The organism is uncultured Bacteroides sp. (assembly GCF_910585845.1).
Lineage (GTDB): Bacteria > Bacteroidota > Bacteroidia > Bacteroidales > Bacteroidaceae > Bacteroides.
The window spans coordinates 1-20111 of sequence record NZ_CAJUHF010000055.1; the positions used below are offsets into that span (position 1 = coordinate 1).

Consider the following 20111-nt stretch of genomic DNA (forward strand, 5'->3'; position numbering starts at 1 on the left):
TGTGCAACTTTTTCATTTGTAAATATTTAGATTCTTAATTCAACCAACGAGTATCAATATAGTTGCCGGCAGAAATTTCTTTTATGCTTTGTGCCAAGGAGAAGAGAAGAAATTTTGTTTGGAAAAGTTTGATTACGAGGGACACTCTATTGCAAAATATAGGTTTGATGTAGTGCCTTATATGTTTGATATAGATGAGGATGACAATTGCATATATGGATTTAATTATCAGAATGAGGATTATTTCTATAGATATTCCATGAATTGATTATTATTATTTTAGTAGAAAAACGGGAATAACCAACTGCATAGCAAGGGTTATTTCCGTTTTCTACATCTTTTGAGATGTTCAATCGATGTCATTCTGGTCTACATTTGTATTATAATACCGGTTAGAGTCAGAATGCAACGCCCAGGCGCAGCCCGAAATTGCTCAGACCATCTACGCTGTACGTGAACAGGTCGCCTTTGTTGGTGGCGTAGCTGTAGTAGGCGGCTATGTGCAAGCCCGGTCCGTAAGCCCAGGGATAGATGCTGAGGCCGATCTCCGGAGAGACATAGAATCCCCATGTGTTTTTGCTTGCCTCATAGACATTGAAAGTCGATTTCATCTTGGCATACTGCGGACCCGCCTTGAGGGCGAAATAGGGTTGGAAGGCTCCGCCACGGTCGAAGGTGTAGCGTCCGACAAGGCCAAAGGGCAACTGGAACAACGTGTGCTGCTGGTCGGTGTTGAGGCTTCCGCTTTCGCCTATGGGCAGGATCTGACGTCCGAAATACTCGTGATTGCTGTGATAGGCGAGGAACGCTCCGAGTGCGAAGTGATCGGTCACGTAGTAACCTCCTTCAAAACTCATGCCCCATCCGCTGGATTTGTCGGCAAAGTGGTTATTCAGGGGGAAATTGTACTGCCAGTCGATGTGGGCGTAACCGTTATCGGTCATTTGAGCCTTTGTCGGCAGGGCGAAGACGAGGGTCAGGGCGATAAGTGCCGCTACTCTTATGGAGATATATTTTATAGTTTTCATACTTTTTATTGTTTTAAGTTATTGGATAGGCCGCTTCCGGACGGACTTTTGTCGATAGTCTGACGGACTTTTGCCGATAGTCTGATGGACTTTTTTGATAACCGGACGGCTTGTTACTGATTGCTTGCAGGCTACTTGTTTGTCAGATAAGCAGACTGGTTGAAAGCTTGGTTCACGCCCTCCACGGCCAGTTGCATGTTGACTGTGCTGGAGCCGCTGAGCAGTCCGCTCATGTAGCTGGTCCAGAGTACGGGCAGTTTCTGTTTGTCGCCTTGGGTGGCTTCGAGGTTGAGCATCTCGGTGATGAAGGCTCCGGTGCTGTAGGTGTAAGTCACTGCATAGGGGTAATACCATCCGCCCCAGTTTCCCCAGTAGGGTGCATCCCAGTAGCCGGGGTAGTTCCACCACCATTCGGGTGCTCCGTAGTCGCGGAAGTAGTAAGTACTTTCGATGTAGCTGACCTGCAAGCCGAGGTTGGCTTCGTTACGGTTGTCCACGCGGACATAGCCGCGGTTGTTCATGTTGGTTACGTAGGTTTTCAGAATCTCTTGGGCGTTGTCGTCTTTCCAGTATGTGGCCTCTTTTTTGTTGCTGATGATGAGGATGCTGTCCGGCATGTAGTAGGTTTGGAAAGCTTTGAAGTCGGCTTTCGTGTCATAGTTGGTATAAACCAGGTACTTGTTGTCCAGTTTATCCATGTCAGGGCCTTTCTCGCAGGCTACAAAAGCCATGACCATCATCAACAGGGGAATTAATTTTTTCATATTCAATTATAATGTTTAGGTTTAATATTAAAATCCGGTCTTGGTACCTCCGACCTTTGGTATATGAACAAGATAAAAAGGAAAAAGGTTCGGCAAAAAATGGTTTATTTTCTATCCTTTTGCGGGAAAACGTGTTGGGATTTTGAGTCTTTAAGTTTTTGAGTTGATGAGTTTTCTGAACTTTTTGAGTTGATGGGTTGATGAGTTCTTGTTTTTTCTAAGTTGAAGGGTTGATAAGTTATTGAGGCTTTAAATTGATTGGAAGTTAAGTTGATGAGTTTTTAAGTTGGCGTATTAATGAGAATAACTTAAGGACTCAAACAAAACAAAAGCTCATCAACTTAAAAACTCACGAACTCAAATCAGATATTATTTATGGCCTCTATCTCTTCTGCAGAGAAGGTCGTGTTCTTGATGCCTTGCAGGTTGTCCTTCAGCTGTGCTACTGAGCTTGCTCCGACAATGACGGAGGTTACCATATCGTCTTTCAAGACCCATGCCAATGCCATCTCGGCCAGTGTCTGCCCACGGAGGGAGGCGAGGGCGTCGAGGGCTTTGATCTTGCTTAACACTTCGTCGGTCAGAGCTTCTTTCTTGAGGAAACCTCCCCGGGCGATGCGCGAATCTTCGGGGATGCCGTTCAGATAGCGGTTGGTCAGCAGGCCCTGTGCCAGGGGGGAGAAGGCGATGAAGCCTGTACCGTTTTCTTGGGCTTGTTGCAGGAGGCCTTGTTCCTCCGGTTCGCGGTTGAACAGGTTGTATCGGCCTTGATAGAGGAGGCAGTGCACATCTCTTTCTTCCAAGTATCGGTAGGCGAACTCGGCGGCTTCTTTGGGATATTTGGAGATGCCTACATAGAGTGCCTTGCCTTGGCGGACGATGTCGACGAGGGTTTGCAGGGTCTCTTCTAGGGGTGTTTCCGGGTCGTAGCGGTGGGAATAGAAGATATCCACGTAGTCCAGGTTCATCCGCTTCAGGCTCTGGTCGAGGCTGTTCATCAGGTACTTCCGTGAGCCCCAGTTGCCGTAGGGATCGGGCCACATGTCGTGACCGGCTTTTGTGGAAATGAACAGCTCGTCGCGATAGGGCATGAGGGATTTCTTCATGATCATTCCGAAGGTCTCTTCGGCTGAGCCGTAAGAGGGGCCGTAATTGTTGGCAAGATCGAAATGGGTGATGCCTTGGTCGAAGGCGTAATGTGCCATGGACAGGGCGTTGGAGAGGGTGTTCACATCGCCGAAGTTATGCCACAGGCCTAAGGAGACTTCGGGCAGCAGGATGCCGCTTCGTCCGCATCGGCGATACTTCATGCCGTTGTCGTAGCGGTTGTTGTCGGGAGAGTAGATGGGGTTTATCATGTTATGGGTTTTAATGGGTTATTCGATGTGCAAATGTAGGGAAAATAGTTGTACAGACAGTGCAGGCAGGATGTTTTGTTTTGCGGGATGGGCTTGAAATAATCCGTCTTTGGGTTTGAAATAATCCGTCTTTGGGTTTGAAATAATTCGTCTTTGGGCTTGAAATAATCCGTCTTATGGAACTTGCGGATGGAAAATAACTGTTATATTTGCGGTAATCATAATACTATTTTAACTGACCTGTATGGAAAATGCAAACTACATCATGAGGGAGATAACCCCTCTGTCGGACCGTGACTGCTTCTACATCGCCGACCGTCGGAAGACAGAGTTCACCTATCCCATCCATTGCCATGCCGAGTTTGAGCTGAACTTCACGGAGCATGCGGCCGGTGTCCGTCGTGTGGTGGGCGATTCGGCCGAGGTGATCGGAGATTATGACCTGGTGCTCATCACCGGCAAGGAACTGGAGCACGTGTGGGAGCAGAATGAATGTGCCTCGACGGAGATACGCGAGATAACCATCCAGTTCTCCTCCGACCTGTTCTTCCAGAACTTCATCAACAAGAACCAGTTCGACTCCATCCGCCGCATGCTCGAGAAGGCACAATGTGGCATCAGCTTTCCGATGCAAGCCATCATGAAGGTCTACAACTGGCTGGACCGGCTGGCTGCCGAGGAGCAGGGCTTCTATGCGGTGATGAACTTCCTGCGCATACTTTATGAACTTTCTCAGTATGAGGACGCGAAGGTGTTGTCCAGTTCTTCGTTTGCCAAGATAGAGACCGTCTCGGATAGCCGCCGGGTGCAGAAGGTGCAGAAATACATAGCCGATCATTATCAGGAGGAGATCCGTCTGAATACGTTGGCAGACCTGGTAGGCATGACGGCGGTGTCGTTCAGCCGTTTCTTCCGCTTGCGCACGGGGAAGACGCTTTCCGATTACATCATAGATATCCGTCTGGGATTTGCCACCCGCTTGCTGGTCGATTCCACACGGACCATTGCCGAAATCTGCTATGACTGCGGATTCAACAACCTATCGAATTTCAACCGGATGTTCAAGCGGAAGAAGGGGTGCTCGCCAAAGGAGTTCAGGGAGAGTTACAGGAAGACGAAGATTCTGATATAGTGTGCCGGGAGGGGAGGCGACCGGTTCGCTGACCGACGCTTGGCAGTACGCCATGATGGTGATAGCTACGCTCTGCTTCATCATCTTCCTGCTCTGCTTCCTCCTGACGAAGGAACATGTGAAGAGCCTGTCCACCGTCTCCGTTGCGAAAGACTTCAGGTCGTTGCTCACCAACGTGCCCTAGTGGTTGCTCATCGGTGCGGCGCTGTGCTCCAACCTCTTCAGCACCGTGCGTGGCGCACGGCGACCTATTTCTTCAAGGACTACATCGGTGAAGACGTCTTCCTGAACCTGGGCGACGTCACCATCCTCTTCTATGCAGGCCTCTTCCTCGGTGTAGGAGAAGTCTCCAACATGGCAGGCGTGGTGCTTGCCGTCCCCCTGTCGCGCAGGTTGGGAAAGAAGTCTACGTATATCCTCACGATGGCCGCACTGGCCGTGCTGAGCATCCTCTTCTTCTACCTGCCCTGCACGGCGTTCGGTTGCTGGATGATGCTCCTGATGCAGGTGGTTATCTCCGTATGCACAGGTGTCGTCTCCCCGCTCGTCTGGAGCATGTACGCCGATGTGTCGGACTATGCCGAACTGAAGGACGGAACGGCTTCTACGGGGCTGATCTTCTCCTCTTCGTTGATGGCGCAGAAGTTTGGAGGCGCCATGGGCGGTGCGGCAGTGATGTGGATATTGGCGGCTTTCGGTTATGACACAGCTGAAGGTGCCGTGCAGACCGCGGAGGCGCTGACCGGTCTGAACTTGCTGATGAGCTGGATTCCCGCTACCGTGGCTGTGCTTGCCATCGTGGTGGTCTACTTCTATCCGCTGACCAAGCAGCGCGTGGAGGAGATCGACCGAGAACTGAAAAATGTGCGGAACGTAGTGCGGTAAAAGGATGAATCGATTTATAAATATGGATGATTTGATTTAGCAATATGAGTGATTCGATTTAGCAATATGAATGATATGAATCTCAAAAGCCTGAGAAAAGAACTCGAAGAAGAGTTGCTGACCGGCATCCTCCCTTTCTGGATGCAGCAGATGACGGATGAAAAGAACGGCGGTTTCTACGACCGCATCACCAGTAGCGGAACCCTGATGCCGGAAACGGAGAAGGGTGCCATACTGAACGCCCGCATCCTCTAGACGTTTTCGGCAGCCTACCGTCTGTTGAAGCGGGAGGAATACCTTGCCACAGCAACGCGTACCAAGCGAGTGATTATAGATCGTTTCTACGACAAGGAATATGGTGGCATCTACTGGTCGCTCGACTACAAAGGCTCTCCGCTGGACACGAAGAAGCAGATCTACGCCATCGGCTTTGCCATCTACGGTCTGAGCGAATATCATCGTGCCACAAGCGATGCCGAAGCACTGGAGTATGCCGTACGTCTGTTCGAGGACATCGAGGCACACAGTTTCGACCCCGTGAAGAACGGATATTGCGAAGCGCTTACCCGCCAGTGGGGCGAGATAGCAGACATGCGTCTCAGCGCGAAGGACGAGAACGAACGCAAGACGATGAATACGCACCTACACATCCTGGAACCCTATACGAACCTTTACTGCGTGTGGAAAGACGAACGCCTGAAGCGGCAGTTGCATAACCTCGTCGAACTCTTCATGGACAAGATTCTGAATATCGAGACCGGGCACTTGAAACTTTTCTTCGACGACGACTGGCACAGTCGGTACAACATTGTCTCTTACGGGCATGACATCGAGGCTTCCTGGTTGCTGCACGAGGCGGCGCTGGTGTTGGGCGACAAGGCACTGCTGGACAAGGTGGAGCCACTGGTGGAATTCATCGCTGCAGCCGCCGATGAAGGTCTGGCTGCCGACGGTTCGATGATGTATGAAACCTTCCTCGACAAGCGGCTGACGGATGCGGACCGTCACTGGTGGGTGCAGGCAGAGAATGTAGTGGGTCATATCAATCTCTATCAGCACTTTGACGATGAAGTGGCGCTACAGAAGACTTTCCGTTGCTGGGACTTTATCCGCGAGCACCTGATAGACCGGCAGCGCGGCGAATGGTACTGGAGCGTGCGTGCCGATGGCACAGTGAATACCGATGACGACAAAGCCGGATTCTGGAAGTGCCCGTACCACAACGGCCGTATGTGCCTCGAGATAATGGAACGTTTCCCGTAAACGTTCTGTCCGTACCCGAAGTTGTTGTATTGCGACGGTTTTATTAATATCGGGATTTCTTTTTCATGTCTTCTTCTTCCATATCTGAGACGCAGTTGCATCGTATTGCAGAAAAAACGCTACTTTTGCAGTCTCGAAGGAGCTGCATGCAGCCTGCTTATGGCTGATGCCGCTCTTTATTGGGGATGCAAGATCGCCTGATGCAAGATTGTCTGATGCAAGCGGGCATAGGATCAGAGGTAAAGCTGATAATCGTCTGATGCAGGCGGACATAGGATCAGAGGTAAAGATGACAATCGTCTGGTGTAGCCGGACATAGGATTTGACATTCACTCAAAAAAGAAGAACGTATATAAACCGATGAAGAACAGTACAAGCGCCGTTGTTTATGCCTGCATCGCAGTGCTCTGCTGGTCCACTGTGGCCACTGCTTTTAAGATCGCCCTGATGCATCTTACTCACTTTGAAATGCTTTTGGTGGCCAGTTGTACCTCGTTGGTCATCTTTACCCTTTTGCTGACCGTTCAGAAGAAGTGGCGGCTGGTGGCGGGACTTTCCGGTCGCCAGTGGGGATATTTCGCTTTGCTGGGGCTGCTGAATCCGGTGGCTTACTACCTGGTGTTGTTCAAGGCTTACGACCTTCTGCCTGCGCAGGTGGCACAGCCCGTCAATTATGCTTGGCCCATTGTACTGCTCGTCTTGCTGGCACTGTTTGCACGACAGCCCATTCCGCCGAAGAAGTACATCGGCATGTTTATTTCGTTGGGTGGAGTGACGCTTATCTCCGTCGGTACGGGTTGGACGGGAGGCATGGACATCCCTGTGCATGGCTTGTTGCTGGCGGTGTTGAGTGCTTTTCTGTGGGCGATGTACTGGATGGTGAACAATAAGTTCAAGGATGAGGCGGACAGCAGCGTTGCCTTGTTCATGAGTTTTCTGTTCGGCACGGTCTATCTGCTGATAGGGGCTGCGGGGGTAGGAGTAGATTTCGGTACGTGGCAAGGCGTCTTGTCGGGCATGTATGTAGGCGGGTTCGAGATGGGCATTCCTTTTATCTGCTTCAGCCTCGCCATGCGGAAGACTTCCAATCCGGCGCTGATCAATCAGCTTTGCTACCTGTCTCCCTTTCTTTCCCTGTTCTTCATCTCCATCGTGTTGGGAGAGCAGATTGTGGCGACGACTTATATCGGTCTGGTACTGATTGTAATGGGAATCATGTTCAATCAATATTTGGTGAAGAAATAAGAAAAGGAAAACTTCAGTTTGTCCGCCCCGAAGTATGAATCGGCATTTTTTGATATCACGTATCTGGATACTTGATATCACATACCCGAATACTTGTCATCACATACTGGAATATTCGATATCACATACCGGAATCTTTTACATCACATATTCGAGTATCGGCTTTTGACTCCTTAACCCTAATGAAGCGGAGCGAAGTGATAATTCCTCTAACTCCTTTTATATATAGAACACCGTATCCGAAATAAAACTTTGATACGTCAATCTATTGCATCATTTCTTTTAATTTTTATATTTGCAGGTGATTTAGAAGCGGAAGCAAACTATCAACCATATAATAACCAAATAAAAAGAAATCAGATGAAACAGGACATGATTGTCATTCTTGACTTAGGTAGTCATGAGAATACGGTATTTGCGCGCGCCATCCGTGCATTAGGGGTGTATAGTGAGATCTATCCTCACGACATCACAGTGGCAGAGTTGGAAGCACTGCCCAACGTGAAAGGTATCATTATCAATGGCGGTCCGAACAACGTGATCGACGGTGTAGCCATCGACGTGAATCCGGACATCTACTCGATGGGCATTCCCGTAATGGCTGCCGGCCATGACAAAGCTGCTTGCGAAGTGAAATTGGATGCATTTACCGATGATATCGAGGCTATTAAGGTGGCTGTGAAATCTTTCGTCTTCGACACCTGCAAGGCGGAAGCCAACTGGAACATGACGAACTTTGTCAACGACCAGGTTGAACTGATTAAACGTCAGGTGGGCGACCGGAAAGTGCTGCTTGCCTTGTCCGGCGGGGTGGACAGTTCCGTTGTGGCAGCATTGTTATTGAAGGCGATTGGCGACAATCTGGTGTGTGTGCATGTCAACCACGGCCTGATGCGCAAGGGGGAATCGGAAAATGTGGTCGAAGTGTTCCGGAACCAGTTGCAGGCAAATCTTGTCTACGTGGACGCAACAGACCGTTTCCTTGATAAACTGGCAGGCGTGGAAGATCCTGAGAAGAAACGGAAGATCATCGGTGGCGAGTTTATCCGCGTGTTCGAGGAAGAAGCACGTAAGCTGAATGGTATCGACTTCTTGGGTCAGGGCACCATCTATCCCGACATCGTAGAGAGCGGAACGAAGACTGCCAAGATGGTGAAATCCCATCACAATGTAGGCGGATTGCCCGAAGACCTGAAGTTCCAGTTGGTAGAGCCTCTGCGCCAGTTGTTCAAAGACGAGGTTCGTGCTTGCGGTTTGGAACTGGGCTTGCCGTACGAGATGGTTTATCGTCAGCCGTTCCCTGGTCCGGGTTTGGGAGTACGTTGTCTGGGAGCAATCACCCGCGACCGTCTGGAGGCTGTCCGCGAATCGGATGCCATCCTGCGTGAGGAGTTCCGTCTTGCCGGCTTGGATAAAAAAGTATGGCAGTACTTCACGGTAGTGCCCGACTTCAAGTCAGTGGGCGTACGCGACAATGCCCATTCTTTCGACTGGCCCGTCATCATCCGTGCGGTCAACACTGTAGACGCCATGACTGCTACTATTGAGCCGGTCGATTGGCCCATCCTGATGAAGATTACCGATCGCATACTGAAAGAAGTGAAGAATGTAAACCGCGTTTGCTACGATATGTCGCCGAAACCCAATGCGACCATCGAGTGGGAGTGATCTCTCGTTTTCTGTAGCAAAGAACTGATATAGACTTGTCCCATCTGTATATCCCAATGTCCGATTTGCATGAACTGTATGCCGGATATACCGGATATAGAGATGGGACTTTTCGGACTGACCCCGTTTTCCGGTCGCCTTTGTATGATTGCTCTTATATAGAGGTTGATATTTCCGTGAGGCTATAAAAGAAAAAAGACCGCTAAGAGTGGAAGCCTCCCAACAGTCTAAATCTTCATTGAGTAGCGGGACCCGGGATTGAACCGGGGACCTCATGATTATGAATCATGCGCTCTAACCAGCTGAGCTATCCCGCCATCATTTCTTGTTTGCGGGTGCAAAGATACATTCTTTTTTAAAACTACCAAAACTTTTTTCCTATTTTCTTTGTTTTTTCTTCAATTGGTGTCTGAAAAGGCTCCATTTCCTCATCTGTGATGCGAATGTTTGGTGTCAGTTTGGCATTTCGTTGTGGAAATGGGGCGGCTGGTTCCGATAGGCATTGCTAGAGCTTGTTTAAATTTTGTTCAGCCTTCTTTTTAGAACTCTTTTTGAGGCTGTTTTTTCTGTTTTTTATTCGTCACATACGGGCTATGTGATGAATAAGAAAAGGAAAACGAACCGAAAAGAAACTCGAAAGAAGCTGAAGATAAAACTTTTTGAAGAGAATTTAAACCGGCTCTTAAGTATAATGTAGAATAAAAATAAGTTTTCCTTTTTGTATTTAGAAAAAAGTATTTATCTTGGCACCGTAATATAAAAGCTATATGCTATGGAAAGACTGAAAATTCATAAAGAATATCCTTTGAACGCTACATCCAAAAGTATTTTGTGGTCTGCAATAAGCACCCCCACGGGGTTGGAAGGTTGGTTTGCCGACCGGGTACAGTCGGATGATAAGACTGTCTCTTTCTTTTGGGGAAAGAACGAACATCGTGACGCAGAGATTATCGCCGTGCGTGCATTCTCCTTTATCCGCTTCCGTTGGCTGGATGACGAATATGAGCGGGAATACTTTGAATTGAAAATGACAAATAATGAATTGACTAATGATTTCGTGCTGGAAGTAATCGACTTTGCCGATGAGGATGAAGCATCCGATTTGTGTGAACTGTGGGATTCGCAGATCGAAACTTTGCGGAGAACGTGCGGTTTTTAGTTAACTTTGATATAAAAATTTTCCTCACTCCCTTTTTTGTGCTAATTTTGTGTCTTCATTGCATGAGATAAGTAAAATGCTGCGCATAAAAAAGTTAGATATATTTATATTGAAGAGCTTCTGTATGCTCTTTATGGGCACTTCTTTGATATGCCTTTTCATATTCATGATGCAGTTCCTGTGGAAGTATGTGGATGAAATGGTGGGAAAAGGATTGGAGATAAGTGTCCTTGCTAAATTCTTCTTTTATTCCGCACTTACGCTGGTGCCGGTTTCATTGCCGTTGGCTGTTCTGTTGGCAGCCCTTATCACTTTTGGTAATTTCGGCGAACGTTTTGAGTTGCTTGCCATGAAAGCGGCAGGCATCTCCTTGCTTAAAATCATGCGTCCGCTGATCGTTTTTATTATTTTCATCAGCGGGGTCTCCTTCTATTTTCAGAATGTGATCGGTCCGGAAGCATACACCAAACTCTATACGCTGATTATCTCTATGAAGCAGAAGTCACCGGAGTTGGATATTCCCGAAGGCGTCTTCTACGACGAGATAGACGGCTATAACCTTTATGTCAAGCATAAGAACCGGAAGACAGGTATGCTTTATGACGTACTGATCTACAATTTTGAGAAAGGCTTTGAGAATGCGCAAATCATCAAGTCGGACTCCGGCAGACTGGAGATGACTGCGGACAAGCAACACCTGTACTTGCATCTGTATGACGGCGAACAGTTCGAGAACCTGAAGTCGCAGAACATGAACCAGAAGAACGTGCCTTATCGCCGTGAAGCGTTTCGCGAGAAACATGCCATCATTGAGTTTGATTCAGACTTCAATATGGTGGATGCCGGTATCATGAGCAATCAGTCCATGAGCAAGAATATGAAGATGCTTCAGGCGGGCATCGACTCCATGAGCGTACAGAACGATAGTGTGGGCCGCAGTTACTTCAACGAAGCCATGAACGGTACCTATAAGATAACTGCTGAACTGAAGAAAGCCGACACGCTTAAGATACAGGAAGCCTCTTTGACCGATTATGATGTGGACAGCCTGTTCAATGCGGCTACCCTGGCACAGAAACAAAAGATCATCACTGCCGCTGTCAGCCGTGCCGGAAGTGTGGGGAGTGACTGGAGTTTCAAGAGCTACAGTGTTTCGCAGACGGATACCAGCTTGCGTCGCCACATGACCTCGTGGCATGAGAAACTGACACTTTCTGTGGCATGCCTTATATTCTTCTTCATCGGTGCTCCGTTGGGGGGCATTATCCGTAAGGGAGGATTGGGAATGCCGGTTGTCGTATCGGTGCTCATATTTATCATCTATTACATCATTAATAATACAGGCTTTAAGATGGCACGTGACGGACAGTGGATTGTATGGACGGGTATGTGGACCAGTACCGCTATATTGGCTCCGTTGGGAATGTTCCTCACTTATAAGTCGAACAATGACTCGGTAGTGCTGAATGCCGATGCTTATGTCAATTGGTTCAAGAAGGTATTGGGAATCCGTAGCGTCCGCCACTTGTTCCGCAAGGAAGTGGTCATACACGATCCCGACTATGCCCGTCTGCCCGGCGACTTGCAGGCACTGACGGACGACTGCCGCATCTATATGGAAAACAATGCATTGAAACGCGTACCCAATTATCTGAAACTGTGGATGCAAGAGCCGAGTGGCGAAAAGGATATAGAACAGATAAACGAGCGCCTCGAAACATTGGTGGAAGAGATGTCCAACACCCGCTCTGTTTATTTGCTGAATGCATTGAACACCTATCCCATCATTTCCGTGCATGCCCATTTGCGTCCTTTCAACCATTCATGGCTGAATCTGGCGTGCGGAGTGGTGTTGCCGGTAGGTCTGTTCTTCTACTTCCGTATTTGGATGTTCCGTGTGCGGTTGGGCAAAGACCTGGAGAGAATCATCAAAACCGATGACGAAATCCGACAGATCATAGAAACTAATCTGAAATAACCTAAATATTTGAAGGAGAATCCAGAATGGAAAAAGTGAAATTGAATACAATAGAAGAGGCGATTGAAGACTTCAAGGCCGGTAACTTTGTGATTGTGGTGGACGATGAAGACCGCGAAAACGAAGGCGACCTGATTATTGCCGCGGAGATGATTACTCCGGAAAAAGTGAACTTCATGTTGAAGCACGCACGTGGCGTACTCTGTGCGCCGATAACCGTTTCCCGTTGCAAAGAGTTGGATTTGCCGCATCAGGTGAGTGACAATACTTCTGTTTTGGGAACCCCTTTCACGGTTACTATCGATAAGCTGGAAGGCTGCTCAACCGGGGTCTCTGCTACCGACCGCGCTGCCACCATCAAGGCGCTTGCCGATCCTGCATCTACTCCTGCCACTTTCGGACGTCCAGGACATATCAATCCTCTGTATGCCCAGGAAAAAGGAGTCCTGCGCCGTGCCGGACATACGGAAGCTACTATCGACATGGCACGTCTGGCTGGGCTCTATCCCGCAGGTGCGCTTATGGAGATCATGAACGAGGACGGTACGATGGCACGTCTGCCCGAATTAAGAAAAATGGCAGATGAGTATAATCTGAAACTGATTTCTATCCGCGACATGATAGCCTATCGCTTGAAGCAAGAATCTATTGTGGAGAAAGGAGTGGAGGTAGATATGCCTACCGAACACGGACATTTCCGTTTGATTCCATTCAAGCAGAAATCGAATGGCTTGGAGCATGTGGCACTGTTCAAAGGTACATGGGAAGAAGACGAACCGATATTGGTGCGTGTGCACTCTTCCTGTGCTACGGGCGATATCTTCGGTTCTATGCGTTGCGATTGTGGCGAACAGTTGCATCGGGCGATGGAAATGATTGAAGAAGTCGGTAAGGGAGTGGTTGTCTACCTGAACCAAGAAGGCCGTGGCATCGGACTGATGGAGAAGATGAAGGCTTATAAGTTGCAGGAAGACGGAATGGACACGGTGGATGCCAATATTTGCCTAGGACATCTTGCCGATGAGCGTGATTACGGTGTGGGTGCCCAGATTCTGCGTGAACTGGGTGTGCGCAAGATGAGGCTGTTGACGAACAATCCGGTGAAGCGTGTCGGACTGGAGGCGTATGGACTGGAGATTACTGAAAATGTTTCCATCGAGACGACCCCCAATCCATATAATGAACGCTATCTGCGCACAAAGAAAGAACGCATGGGACACATGTTGCATTTCAATAAATAAATTTGCTCCCGACATCAAAAAGAGAAATCTTGCAGTTTAGTTTAATTTATGCAATAACCATAAAATAGATAGAAAAATGAATCAATTATCAGATCGTTTGAACAGTTTGTCGCCATCGGCGACGCTGGCTATGTCGCAAAAAAGTGCCGAGCTGAAAGCTCAAGGCGTTGACGTAATTAACCTGAGTGTAGGAGAACCCGATTTCAATACTCCCGACCATATCAAGGAGGCTGCGAAGAAAGCGATAGATGATAACTTCTCTCGTTATTCTCCGGTTCCGGGATATCCGGCTTTGCGTAATGCAATCGTGGAGAAATTGAAAAAGGAAAACGGTCTGGAATATACAGCCGCACAAATCTCATGTGCTAACGGTGCCAAGCAGTCGGTTTGCAATGCCATATTGGTACTGGTGAATCCGGGTGACGAAGTGATTGTGCCTGCTCCCTACTGGGTTAGTTATCCGGAAATGGTAAAGCTGGCAGAAGGAACTCCGGTGATTGTTTCGGCAGGCATTGAGCAGGATTTCAAGATTACCCCTGCACAACTGGAGGCGGCCATCACTCCGAAGACCAAAGCTTTGATCCTTTGTTCGCCTTCCAATCCGACCGGTTCTGTTTATACGCAGGAAGAGTTGAGAGGACTGGCTGACGTATTGGCTAAGCATCCGCAGGTGGTTGTCATTGCCGATGAGATCTATGAGCATATCAACTATGTAGGCAAGCATCAGAGCATAGCCCAGTTCCCTGACATGAAAGAGCGTACAGTGATCGTGAACGGTGTCTCTAAGGCGTATGCCATGACAGGCTGGCGTATCGGTTTCGTTGCCGGTCCGGAATGGTTGGTGAAGGCGTGCAACAAACTTCAGGGACAATATACTTCCGGTCCTTGTTCTGTATCGCAGAAAGCAGCCGAGGTAGCTTACACAGGTACACAGGTTCCGGTAGAAGAGATGCGCCGTGCGTTTGAGCGTCGTCGCGACTTGATTGTGAAATTGGCGAAAGAAGTGCCCGGATTTGAAGTGAATGTGCCTCAAGGAGCTTTCTACCTGTTCCCGAAGTGCGATTCCTTCTTTGGCAAGTCGGCTGGTGACCGTAAGATCGAAAACTCGGATGACTTGGCAATGTACCTGCTGGAGGTTGCTCATGTGGCTTGCGTGGGTGGAACTTCATTCGGTGCTCCTGAATGCATTCGTATGAGTTATGCTACAAGCGATGAGAATATAGTGGAAGCTATCCGTCGCATCAAAGAGGCGTTGGCAAAGCTGAAGTAAGGAATTAGCCCAAGAAAATAGATTGCAAAATTTGTCTCACGAGACGGATGATTTCGTCTCGTGGGACAAAAAAAATGATCCCATGAGATGAAAATTTTCAGCTTACGGGACGAATTTATCCGTCTCGTGAGACAAAATAAACTTTTCCGGCGTTGGAATTATTACGATTTCTTCCGATTTTTCGGATTGGCCTCGAAACAAACTACGGCTGCTTGTATTGAAAAGTCAAAATAAAAGCCCGATCTCAAGAATTTGAGACCGGGCTTTTGTTTCTTTTTCCTGTTGTTGTTATTATTCTGCCGGGTGAATTGCTTCAGACGGACAAACATCAGCACAAGTACCACACTCTGTGCAAGCTTCAGGATCGATAGAATAGATATCACCTTCTGAGATTGCTCCTACCGGACATTCGTCGATACAAGTGCCACAAGCAACACAACTGTCACTGATTACGTAAGCCATTTTTCTTCAAATTTTAAATTATTAGTACTAATTTACCTGACAAAAATAGTGGTTTTCTTAATTGGTTGTTATCAATCATGCCTAAAATCTATTAATTTATATGACGTCTAAATAATGAAAGGAGGAATGTAAAAAGCGAATGCAATAAAATGCCTCTTTTGTCGTTTTTATGGTTGTGAAACGCATTTGTCTGATAATCCTGTCTTTACTCCTTGCTTTCGGTGCCTCGGCACAGAAGCGTAAGGTGCAGAATCGCCCGTACGTCGATCAGCGGAAGTGGCATTATGGCTTTTTGGCTGGTATCCATTTGCAAGATTATAAATTGGTGAATACCGGCTATGTGACGGAAGATGGGCAAAGCTGGTTTGCGGATGTTCCGGAATATTCGCCCGGATTCACGGTCGGCGTGCTGAGTGAGCTTTATTTAAACCAGTTCCTCTCTTTGCGTTTTGTGCCGACGTTGCATTTTGGTGATAAGAAAGTCGTGTTTCGCGAGCAGGAGAGTGGGGAAGAATATGCGCAATCGATGAAGTCCGCTTATCTTTCTGTTCCGGTCGATTTAAAATTTGCTGCCGAACGTTTTAATAACTACCGTCCTTACCTGATGGCAGGTATTGCCCCTACGTATGATTTTAGCGTGAAGAAGCAAGGAGCTTTGTTGGTGAAGCCTTTTGACTGCTATGTGGAAGTCGGTTTGGGCTGCGATTTCTATTTACCTTATTTTAAGTTGATTCCTGAACTAAAGTTTTGTTTCGGATTGTCCAATCTGATAAAGAAAGAGCGTAAGGACCTTACCGATCAGTCGCTGTTGAAGTTCACACAGTCGGTTGATAAGATTACTTCCCGCATGATTGTGCTAACCTTCTATTTTGAGTAACCGGCTGATCGTTTGCAAGGGAACTCAAAGCTTTAACTTTAACTCCCTCTTTCCCCCTCCTTTAAACAAAAGTATCGGCCGATAACTCCCGACTAACTCCTTCTGACTCTCGACTAACTCCTTTGGGCTCCCGATAATTCCTATTCTCTCTATACTTTTAATAAAATTCAAGCCCGAATTCATCTTTCAGTTGTAATAGTGCGCTGTTTTTTTGTGCCATCATCTGGAATTTCTCCACTCGGCTATAGGCACGTACTTTCTCGTTGGGGGCACTGATGCGGACCTTCATGGTAGCTTTGCTGTTTTTGAGTCGTTTGCGCAGATAGTCTTGTAGAGTCGGTGTTAATTCAATGAATTCTTTGGCAGCAATATCATTTTCCACTACAACCTCAAAAGTGACAGCATCTGTCATTGTCAGATGAATCACCTGCATGCGCTTAGCCAAAGCAACCTGCTCTTTGGGGAGTCTTCCGGCATATTCTTGCCAATAGTAGTTTACGTCCTTCTCGTTGAAGATGAAATCTTCTTCCGGTTGTTGCGCATTTCTTTGCTCGGCGGTAGCTTCGGGCATTTGCTTTTGTCCTTCATCGCCCTGCGGGCGCTTGATAGAGATGCCCAAACCACCCATTTTCATGACCGGTATTTTCTTTTCCTCTTTTCCCTGTGCCATTAACACGGTGTTGGGAATGGGGCGTTGGGCTGCTTGCGGATTCGTTTGCTGTGATTGCGATGGCGTAGAGACCTTCTGCGAAGCAGCTGTCTGCTGCGCAGGACTTGATGGGTTTGTACCGACTGTAGCCTGCGCCTGTTGAACAGAAGCAGGTTGTGAAGATATGGGTTTTATGACTTGTTTAGGGCTACGCCCACCACTTACATCGTCATTTTCGGCGGTAAGCTGCGCCACTTGTATCAGGGTAAGCTCCATCAGCAGACGCTTGTTTTTGCTTGCACGATAGTTCAAGTCGCAGTCGTTACAAAGCTTCATGGCACGGTAAAGGAAGGGCAACGGGCATTTTTGTGCCTGTGCCTGATAACGTTCGCGTATGCTGGCTCCTACTTCAAGCAGGGGCAGGGTAGCCGGATCTTTGCTTACCAACAGGTCGCGGAAATGTGAAGACAACCCTGTTATAAAATGGTTGGCATCGAATCCCTTGTTCAGAACATCGTTTAGCAGCAACAGGGCATCACTTACCTGGTTGGCTAAAAAGTGTTCTGTCAGTCGGAAATAATACTCATAATCCAGCACGTTCAGATTTTCAATTACGCTTTGGTAACTGATGTGCCCGCCGGTGAAACTGACTACTTGGTCGAATATGGACAAGGCGTCACGCATACCTCCGTCAGCTTTCAAAGCGATAACATTCAGTGCTTCCGGTTCAGCGCTGATACCTTCTTTCGAGGCAACGTAAGCCAGGTGCGCCACCGTGTCTTCCGTACTGATGCGGTTGAAGTCATATATCTGGCAGCGCGAAAGAATCGTTGGCAGAATCTTATGCTTTTCCGTGGTGGCGAGGATGAAGATGGCATGGCGGGGCGGTTCTTCCAATGTTTTCAGGAAAGCATTGAAAGCAGATGCAGACAACATGTGCACCTCGTCAATGATGTACACCTTGTATCTTCCTATCTGGGGCGGAATGCGTACTTGTTCCACCAATTGGCGGATGTCATCTACCGAGTTGTTGGACGCGGCGTCCAATTCATGGATATTGTACGACCGTTGTTCGTTGAAAGCCGTGCATGATTCACATTGATTGCATGCCTCTCCGTCGGGAGTAGGGCTCATGCAGTTGATCGTCTTGGCGAATATGCGGGCGCAAGTTGTTTTTCCTACGCCGCGTGGACCACAAAACAAGTAGGCATGTGCCAGTTTGCCGGTGGCAATGGCATTCTTTAGGGTGGTAGTCAGGGCACGTTGTCCTACTACCGAATCGAAGGTGGCAGGACGGTACTTTCGTGCTGATACAATATAGTTTTCCATGATTTGGGATATTCTTGTCCATTACAATTTGTGCAAATGTACAAAAAAAAAGGAATTTTCTCACTTATTCCCCTTATCTTTGTAGCGAGAAGCTGACTCCGGCTTCTGCTGTTTATAGATACTTTCATTTATTAAATTGTTTATCAATGAATAGATTGGCGACGCTTTGGACCTTTGTCAGCAAGAATAAGTATTTGATTACGCTTGCTGTATTTGCCGTGATTGTCGGCTTCCTTGACGAGAACAGTATTGTGCGTCGTTTAGGGTTTGCTCGTGAGATCAGCCATTTGAATGCTGAGATTGAAAAATATCGGGCAGAATATGAACAAAATACGGAGCGGCTGAATGAGTTGGCTGTGGATTCGGGAGCTATTGAGCGCATTGCGCGTGAGAAATACCTGATGAAGAAGCCCGATGAAGATATTTATGTGTTTGAAAAAGATCTTGAAGAATGAAATCCTTGATACCTGCCTTGTTTGTAGTTGGTGCCGTAATGGTGCTGTTTGGTTCTGCCGTGTATATCACTGGTTGGGAGTTTGCACCTTATATATATACAGTCGGTGCCACGATGGTGGCATTGGCGCAGGTCAATTCCCCTTCCCGAAGTACTAAAACCACAGTGAAGCGCCTTCGCCGCCAGCAGATTTTCGGAGCTTTGCTGCTGGTGCTTACCGGTGCTTTTATGCTATTCACTCATGGCAACGAATGGATCGTTTGTCTGACGGTAGCTGCCATATTGGAATTGTATACCTCTATCCGTATTCCGCAGGAGGAAGAAAAAGAGTAATTCGGAGATATGGTTATTTATGGCAAATATTGTCTGAGCATATCTTCTATCAATTCTTTAAATTCTTTGTGTACCCACTCTGGAGACAGTACCTCGACTTCTCCGCCGTGTGAAAGGATTTCCTGGAAAAAGTCGTAAGTGGGGTAGAGGCGGTAAGTAAAGACGGAGTAGTCCGAATGCTTTTCAGTCTCTTCTTGCGAATGGTGCAGCGGCAACAGCCGAAGATATTTACGTTTGTTGTTCTTGTCCGACACTTTGATGCGTATCGTTTCGACGTCCAACTCTTCGGGAGTTACCATGATGCCGTAGCTGTCTCGGAAATAGGCTTCGGCATCAAAAGTTTCGGGAAAAGTGAAAGTTTCATCCGTCAGTTCCAGCCGCTGTATGCGGTCGAGGGCATAAATGCCAATGCAATTCTTTTCAGGATTGTGGGCAACCATATACCAGCGTTGTTTGAAGACTTTGACGCAATAAGGTTCTGCCGGAAAAGTGGACGGTTGGCTATGATGGAAACTTTGATAAGTCAGGCGGATGGTCTTGTTTTCTTGCATGGCTTGGATGATGCGCATCAACGATTCGTTTCCCGAAGGAATCCGCTCAAAGAGGATTCTTTGTTTCAATCTGCGGCTTTCCTGTATGCAGTTGTTCACGGCGAATGAGTTTAACAGCCAACTTTTCACGGTGTCTTTCCGCAGGCTTTCGGCATCGCATAGCTTGTATTTATAGCCATCCGAAGCATCACACGAGATATTGAGGTCGAATGTGTTCTCTATCGCGTTTCGGTAATCATCGAATGTGCGTTTGGGAATGGTGCTTCCTTCATCGTTCTGTATGCTGTTTTCCCATGCTTTCGCTAATTCCTTGTAAGAAATGCCTCCGGTAGTGTATAGCTTGTTCACTATCCAGATGTATTTTTTGAACATGTCTTTTGCCATAAATGTTTCTTCTTTTTTGTTGCAAAAATTTTAGTAGATGACAAAATTTAAATTTATGCTGTTAAACATCTAATTTTCAAG

The 20111-nt window shown here is 47.6% G+C and carries 16 protein-coding genes, 1 tRNA gene and 2 pseudogenes; 12 read left to right on the plus strand and 7 right to left on the minus strand.

Annotation, left to right across the window (positions count from 1 at the left end):
- Positions 1-398: 398 nt before the first annotated feature.
- The 3 genes from QZ323_RS12455 to QZ323_RS12465 form a co-directional block, all read right to left on the minus strand.
- Positions 399-1028 carry an outer membrane beta-barrel protein gene (locus QZ323_RS12455; RefSeq protein ID WP_294635004.1) on the minus strand — a complete coding sequence of 210 codons (630 nt, stop codon included), beginning with the start codon at positions 1026-1028 and terminating at the stop codon, positions 399-401.
- Between the two features lie 131 nt (positions 1029-1159).
- Positions 1160-1792 (minus strand): DUF4136 domain-containing protein, encoded by a 633-nt coding sequence (locus QZ323_RS12460; RefSeq protein WP_294635005.1) that lies wholly within the window; start codon positions 1790-1792, stop codon positions 1160-1162.
- A gap of 362 nt (positions 1793-2154) precedes the next feature.
- The gene (locus QZ323_RS12465; protein WP_294635006.1) at positions 2155-3150 is read right to left on the minus strand and encodes an aldo/keto reductase; all 996 of its coding nucleotides are present in this window, start codon (positions 3148-3150) and stop codon (positions 2155-2157) included.
- Positions 3151-3394: 244 nt separating this feature from the next.
- Here QZ323_RS12465 and QZ323_RS12470 point away from each other — a divergent pair, with 244 nt between their 5' ends.
- The 5 genes and pseudogenes from QZ323_RS12470 to guaA all read left to right on the plus strand — a co-directional run bounded on the left by QZ323_RS12470 (position 3395) and on the right by guaA (position 9343).
- Complete coding sequence (locus tag QZ323_RS12470) at positions 3395-4282, plus strand: AraC family transcriptional regulator (RefSeq protein WP_294635007.1); 888 nt, start codon at positions 3395-3397, stop codon at positions 4280-4282.
- Between the two features lie 34 nt (positions 4283-4316).
- A pseudogene (locus tag QZ323_RS12475) lies at positions 4317-5167 on the plus strand (MFS transporter); the annotation flags it as partial.
- Positions 5168-5233: 66 nt separating this feature from the next.
- Positions 5234-6430: pseudogene (locus QZ323_RS12480) on the plus strand (AGE family epimerase/isomerase).
- Between the two features lie 360 nt (positions 6431-6790).
- Positions 6791-7675 carry a DMT family transporter gene (locus tag QZ323_RS12485; protein WP_294635008.1) on the plus strand — a complete coding sequence of 295 codons (885 nt, stop codon included), beginning with the start codon at positions 6791-6793 and terminating at the stop codon, positions 7673-7675.
- A 360-nt stretch (positions 7676-8035) separates the two neighbouring features.
- The gene (gene guaA / locus QZ323_RS12490) at positions 8036-9343 is read left to right on the plus strand and encodes a glutamine-hydrolyzing GMP synthase (protein ID WP_294635009.1); all 1308 of its coding nucleotides are present in this window, start codon (positions 8036-8038) and stop codon (positions 9341-9343) included.
- Between the two features lie 243 nt (positions 9344-9586).
- Here the strand turns inward: guaA and QZ323_RS12495 are convergent.
- A tRNA-Met gene (locus QZ323_RS12495) sits at positions 9587-9660 on the minus strand.
- 455 nt (positions 9661-10115) lie between these two features.
- Between QZ323_RS12495 and QZ323_RS12500 the strand changes: the two genes are divergently transcribed.
- The 4 genes from QZ323_RS12500 (at position 10116) to QZ323_RS12515 (ending at position 14991) form a co-directional block, all read left to right on the plus strand.
- Complete coding sequence (locus QZ323_RS12500) at positions 10116-10502, plus strand: START-like domain-containing protein (protein WP_294635010.1); 387 nt, start codon at positions 10116-10118, stop codon at positions 10500-10502.
- Between the two features lie 76 nt (positions 10503-10578).
- Positions 10579-12480 carry an LptF/LptG family permease gene (locus QZ323_RS12505; protein WP_294635011.1) on the plus strand — a complete coding sequence of 634 codons (1902 nt, stop codon included), beginning with the start codon at positions 10579-10581 and terminating at the stop codon, positions 12478-12480.
- A 26-nt stretch (positions 12481-12506) separates the two neighbouring features.
- Positions 12507-13721 carry a bifunctional 3,4-dihydroxy-2-butanone-4-phosphate synthase/GTP cyclohydrolase II gene (locus QZ323_RS12510; RefSeq protein ID WP_294635012.1) on the plus strand — a complete coding sequence of 405 codons (1215 nt, stop codon included), beginning with the start codon at positions 12507-12509 and terminating at the stop codon, positions 13719-13721.
- 76 nt (positions 13722-13797) lie between these two features.
- A complete protein-coding gene (locus QZ323_RS12515) occupies positions 13798-14991 on the plus strand; it encodes a pyridoxal phosphate-dependent aminotransferase (protein ID WP_294635013.1) in 1194 nt (397 codons plus the stop codon).
- Positions 14992-15282: 291 nt separating this feature from the next.
- On the opposite strand, the gene QZ323_RS12520 is transcribed toward QZ323_RS12515, so the two are convergent.
- On the minus strand, positions 15283-15453 hold the full coding sequence (locus QZ323_RS12520; RefSeq protein WP_294635014.1) for a 4Fe-4S binding protein: 171 nt from the start codon (positions 15451-15453) through the stop codon (positions 15283-15285).
- 175 nt (positions 15454-15628) lie between these two features.
- Here QZ323_RS12520 and QZ323_RS12525 point away from each other — a divergent pair, with 175 nt between their 5' ends.
- A complete protein-coding gene (locus tag QZ323_RS12525; RefSeq protein ID WP_294635016.1) occupies positions 15629-16330 on the plus strand; it encodes a porin family protein in 702 nt (233 codons plus the stop codon).
- Between the two features lie 157 nt (positions 16331-16487).
- Here QZ323_RS12525 and QZ323_RS12530 read toward each other — a convergent pair whose 3' ends face one another.
- Complete coding sequence (locus tag QZ323_RS12530; protein WP_294635018.1) at positions 16488-18308, minus strand: DNA polymerase III subunit gamma/tau; 1821 nt, start codon at positions 18306-18308, stop codon at positions 16488-16490.
- A 146-nt stretch (positions 18309-18454) separates the two neighbouring features.
- Here QZ323_RS12530 and QZ323_RS12535 point away from each other — a divergent pair, with 146 nt between their 5' ends.
- Both QZ323_RS12535 and QZ323_RS12540 read left to right on the plus strand, forming a co-directional pair.
- Positions 18455-18763 (plus strand): septum formation initiator family protein, encoded by a 309-nt coding sequence (locus tag QZ323_RS12535; RefSeq protein ID WP_294635019.1) that lies wholly within the window; start codon positions 18455-18457, stop codon positions 18761-18763.
- The gene (locus QZ323_RS12540; protein WP_294635020.1) at positions 18760-19095 is read left to right on the plus strand and encodes a hypothetical protein; all 336 of its coding nucleotides are present in this window, start codon (positions 18760-18762) and stop codon (positions 19093-19095) included. The genes QZ323_RS12535 and QZ323_RS12540 overlap by 4 nt, the downstream gene beginning before the upstream one ends.
- A gap of 17 nt (positions 19096-19112) precedes the next feature.
- Here QZ323_RS12540 and QZ323_RS12545 read toward each other — a convergent pair whose 3' ends face one another.
- A complete protein-coding gene (locus tag QZ323_RS12545; RefSeq protein WP_294635021.1) occupies positions 19113-20030 on the minus strand; it encodes a WYL domain-containing protein in 918 nt (305 codons plus the stop codon).
- Positions 20031-20111: the final 81 nt, after the last annotated feature.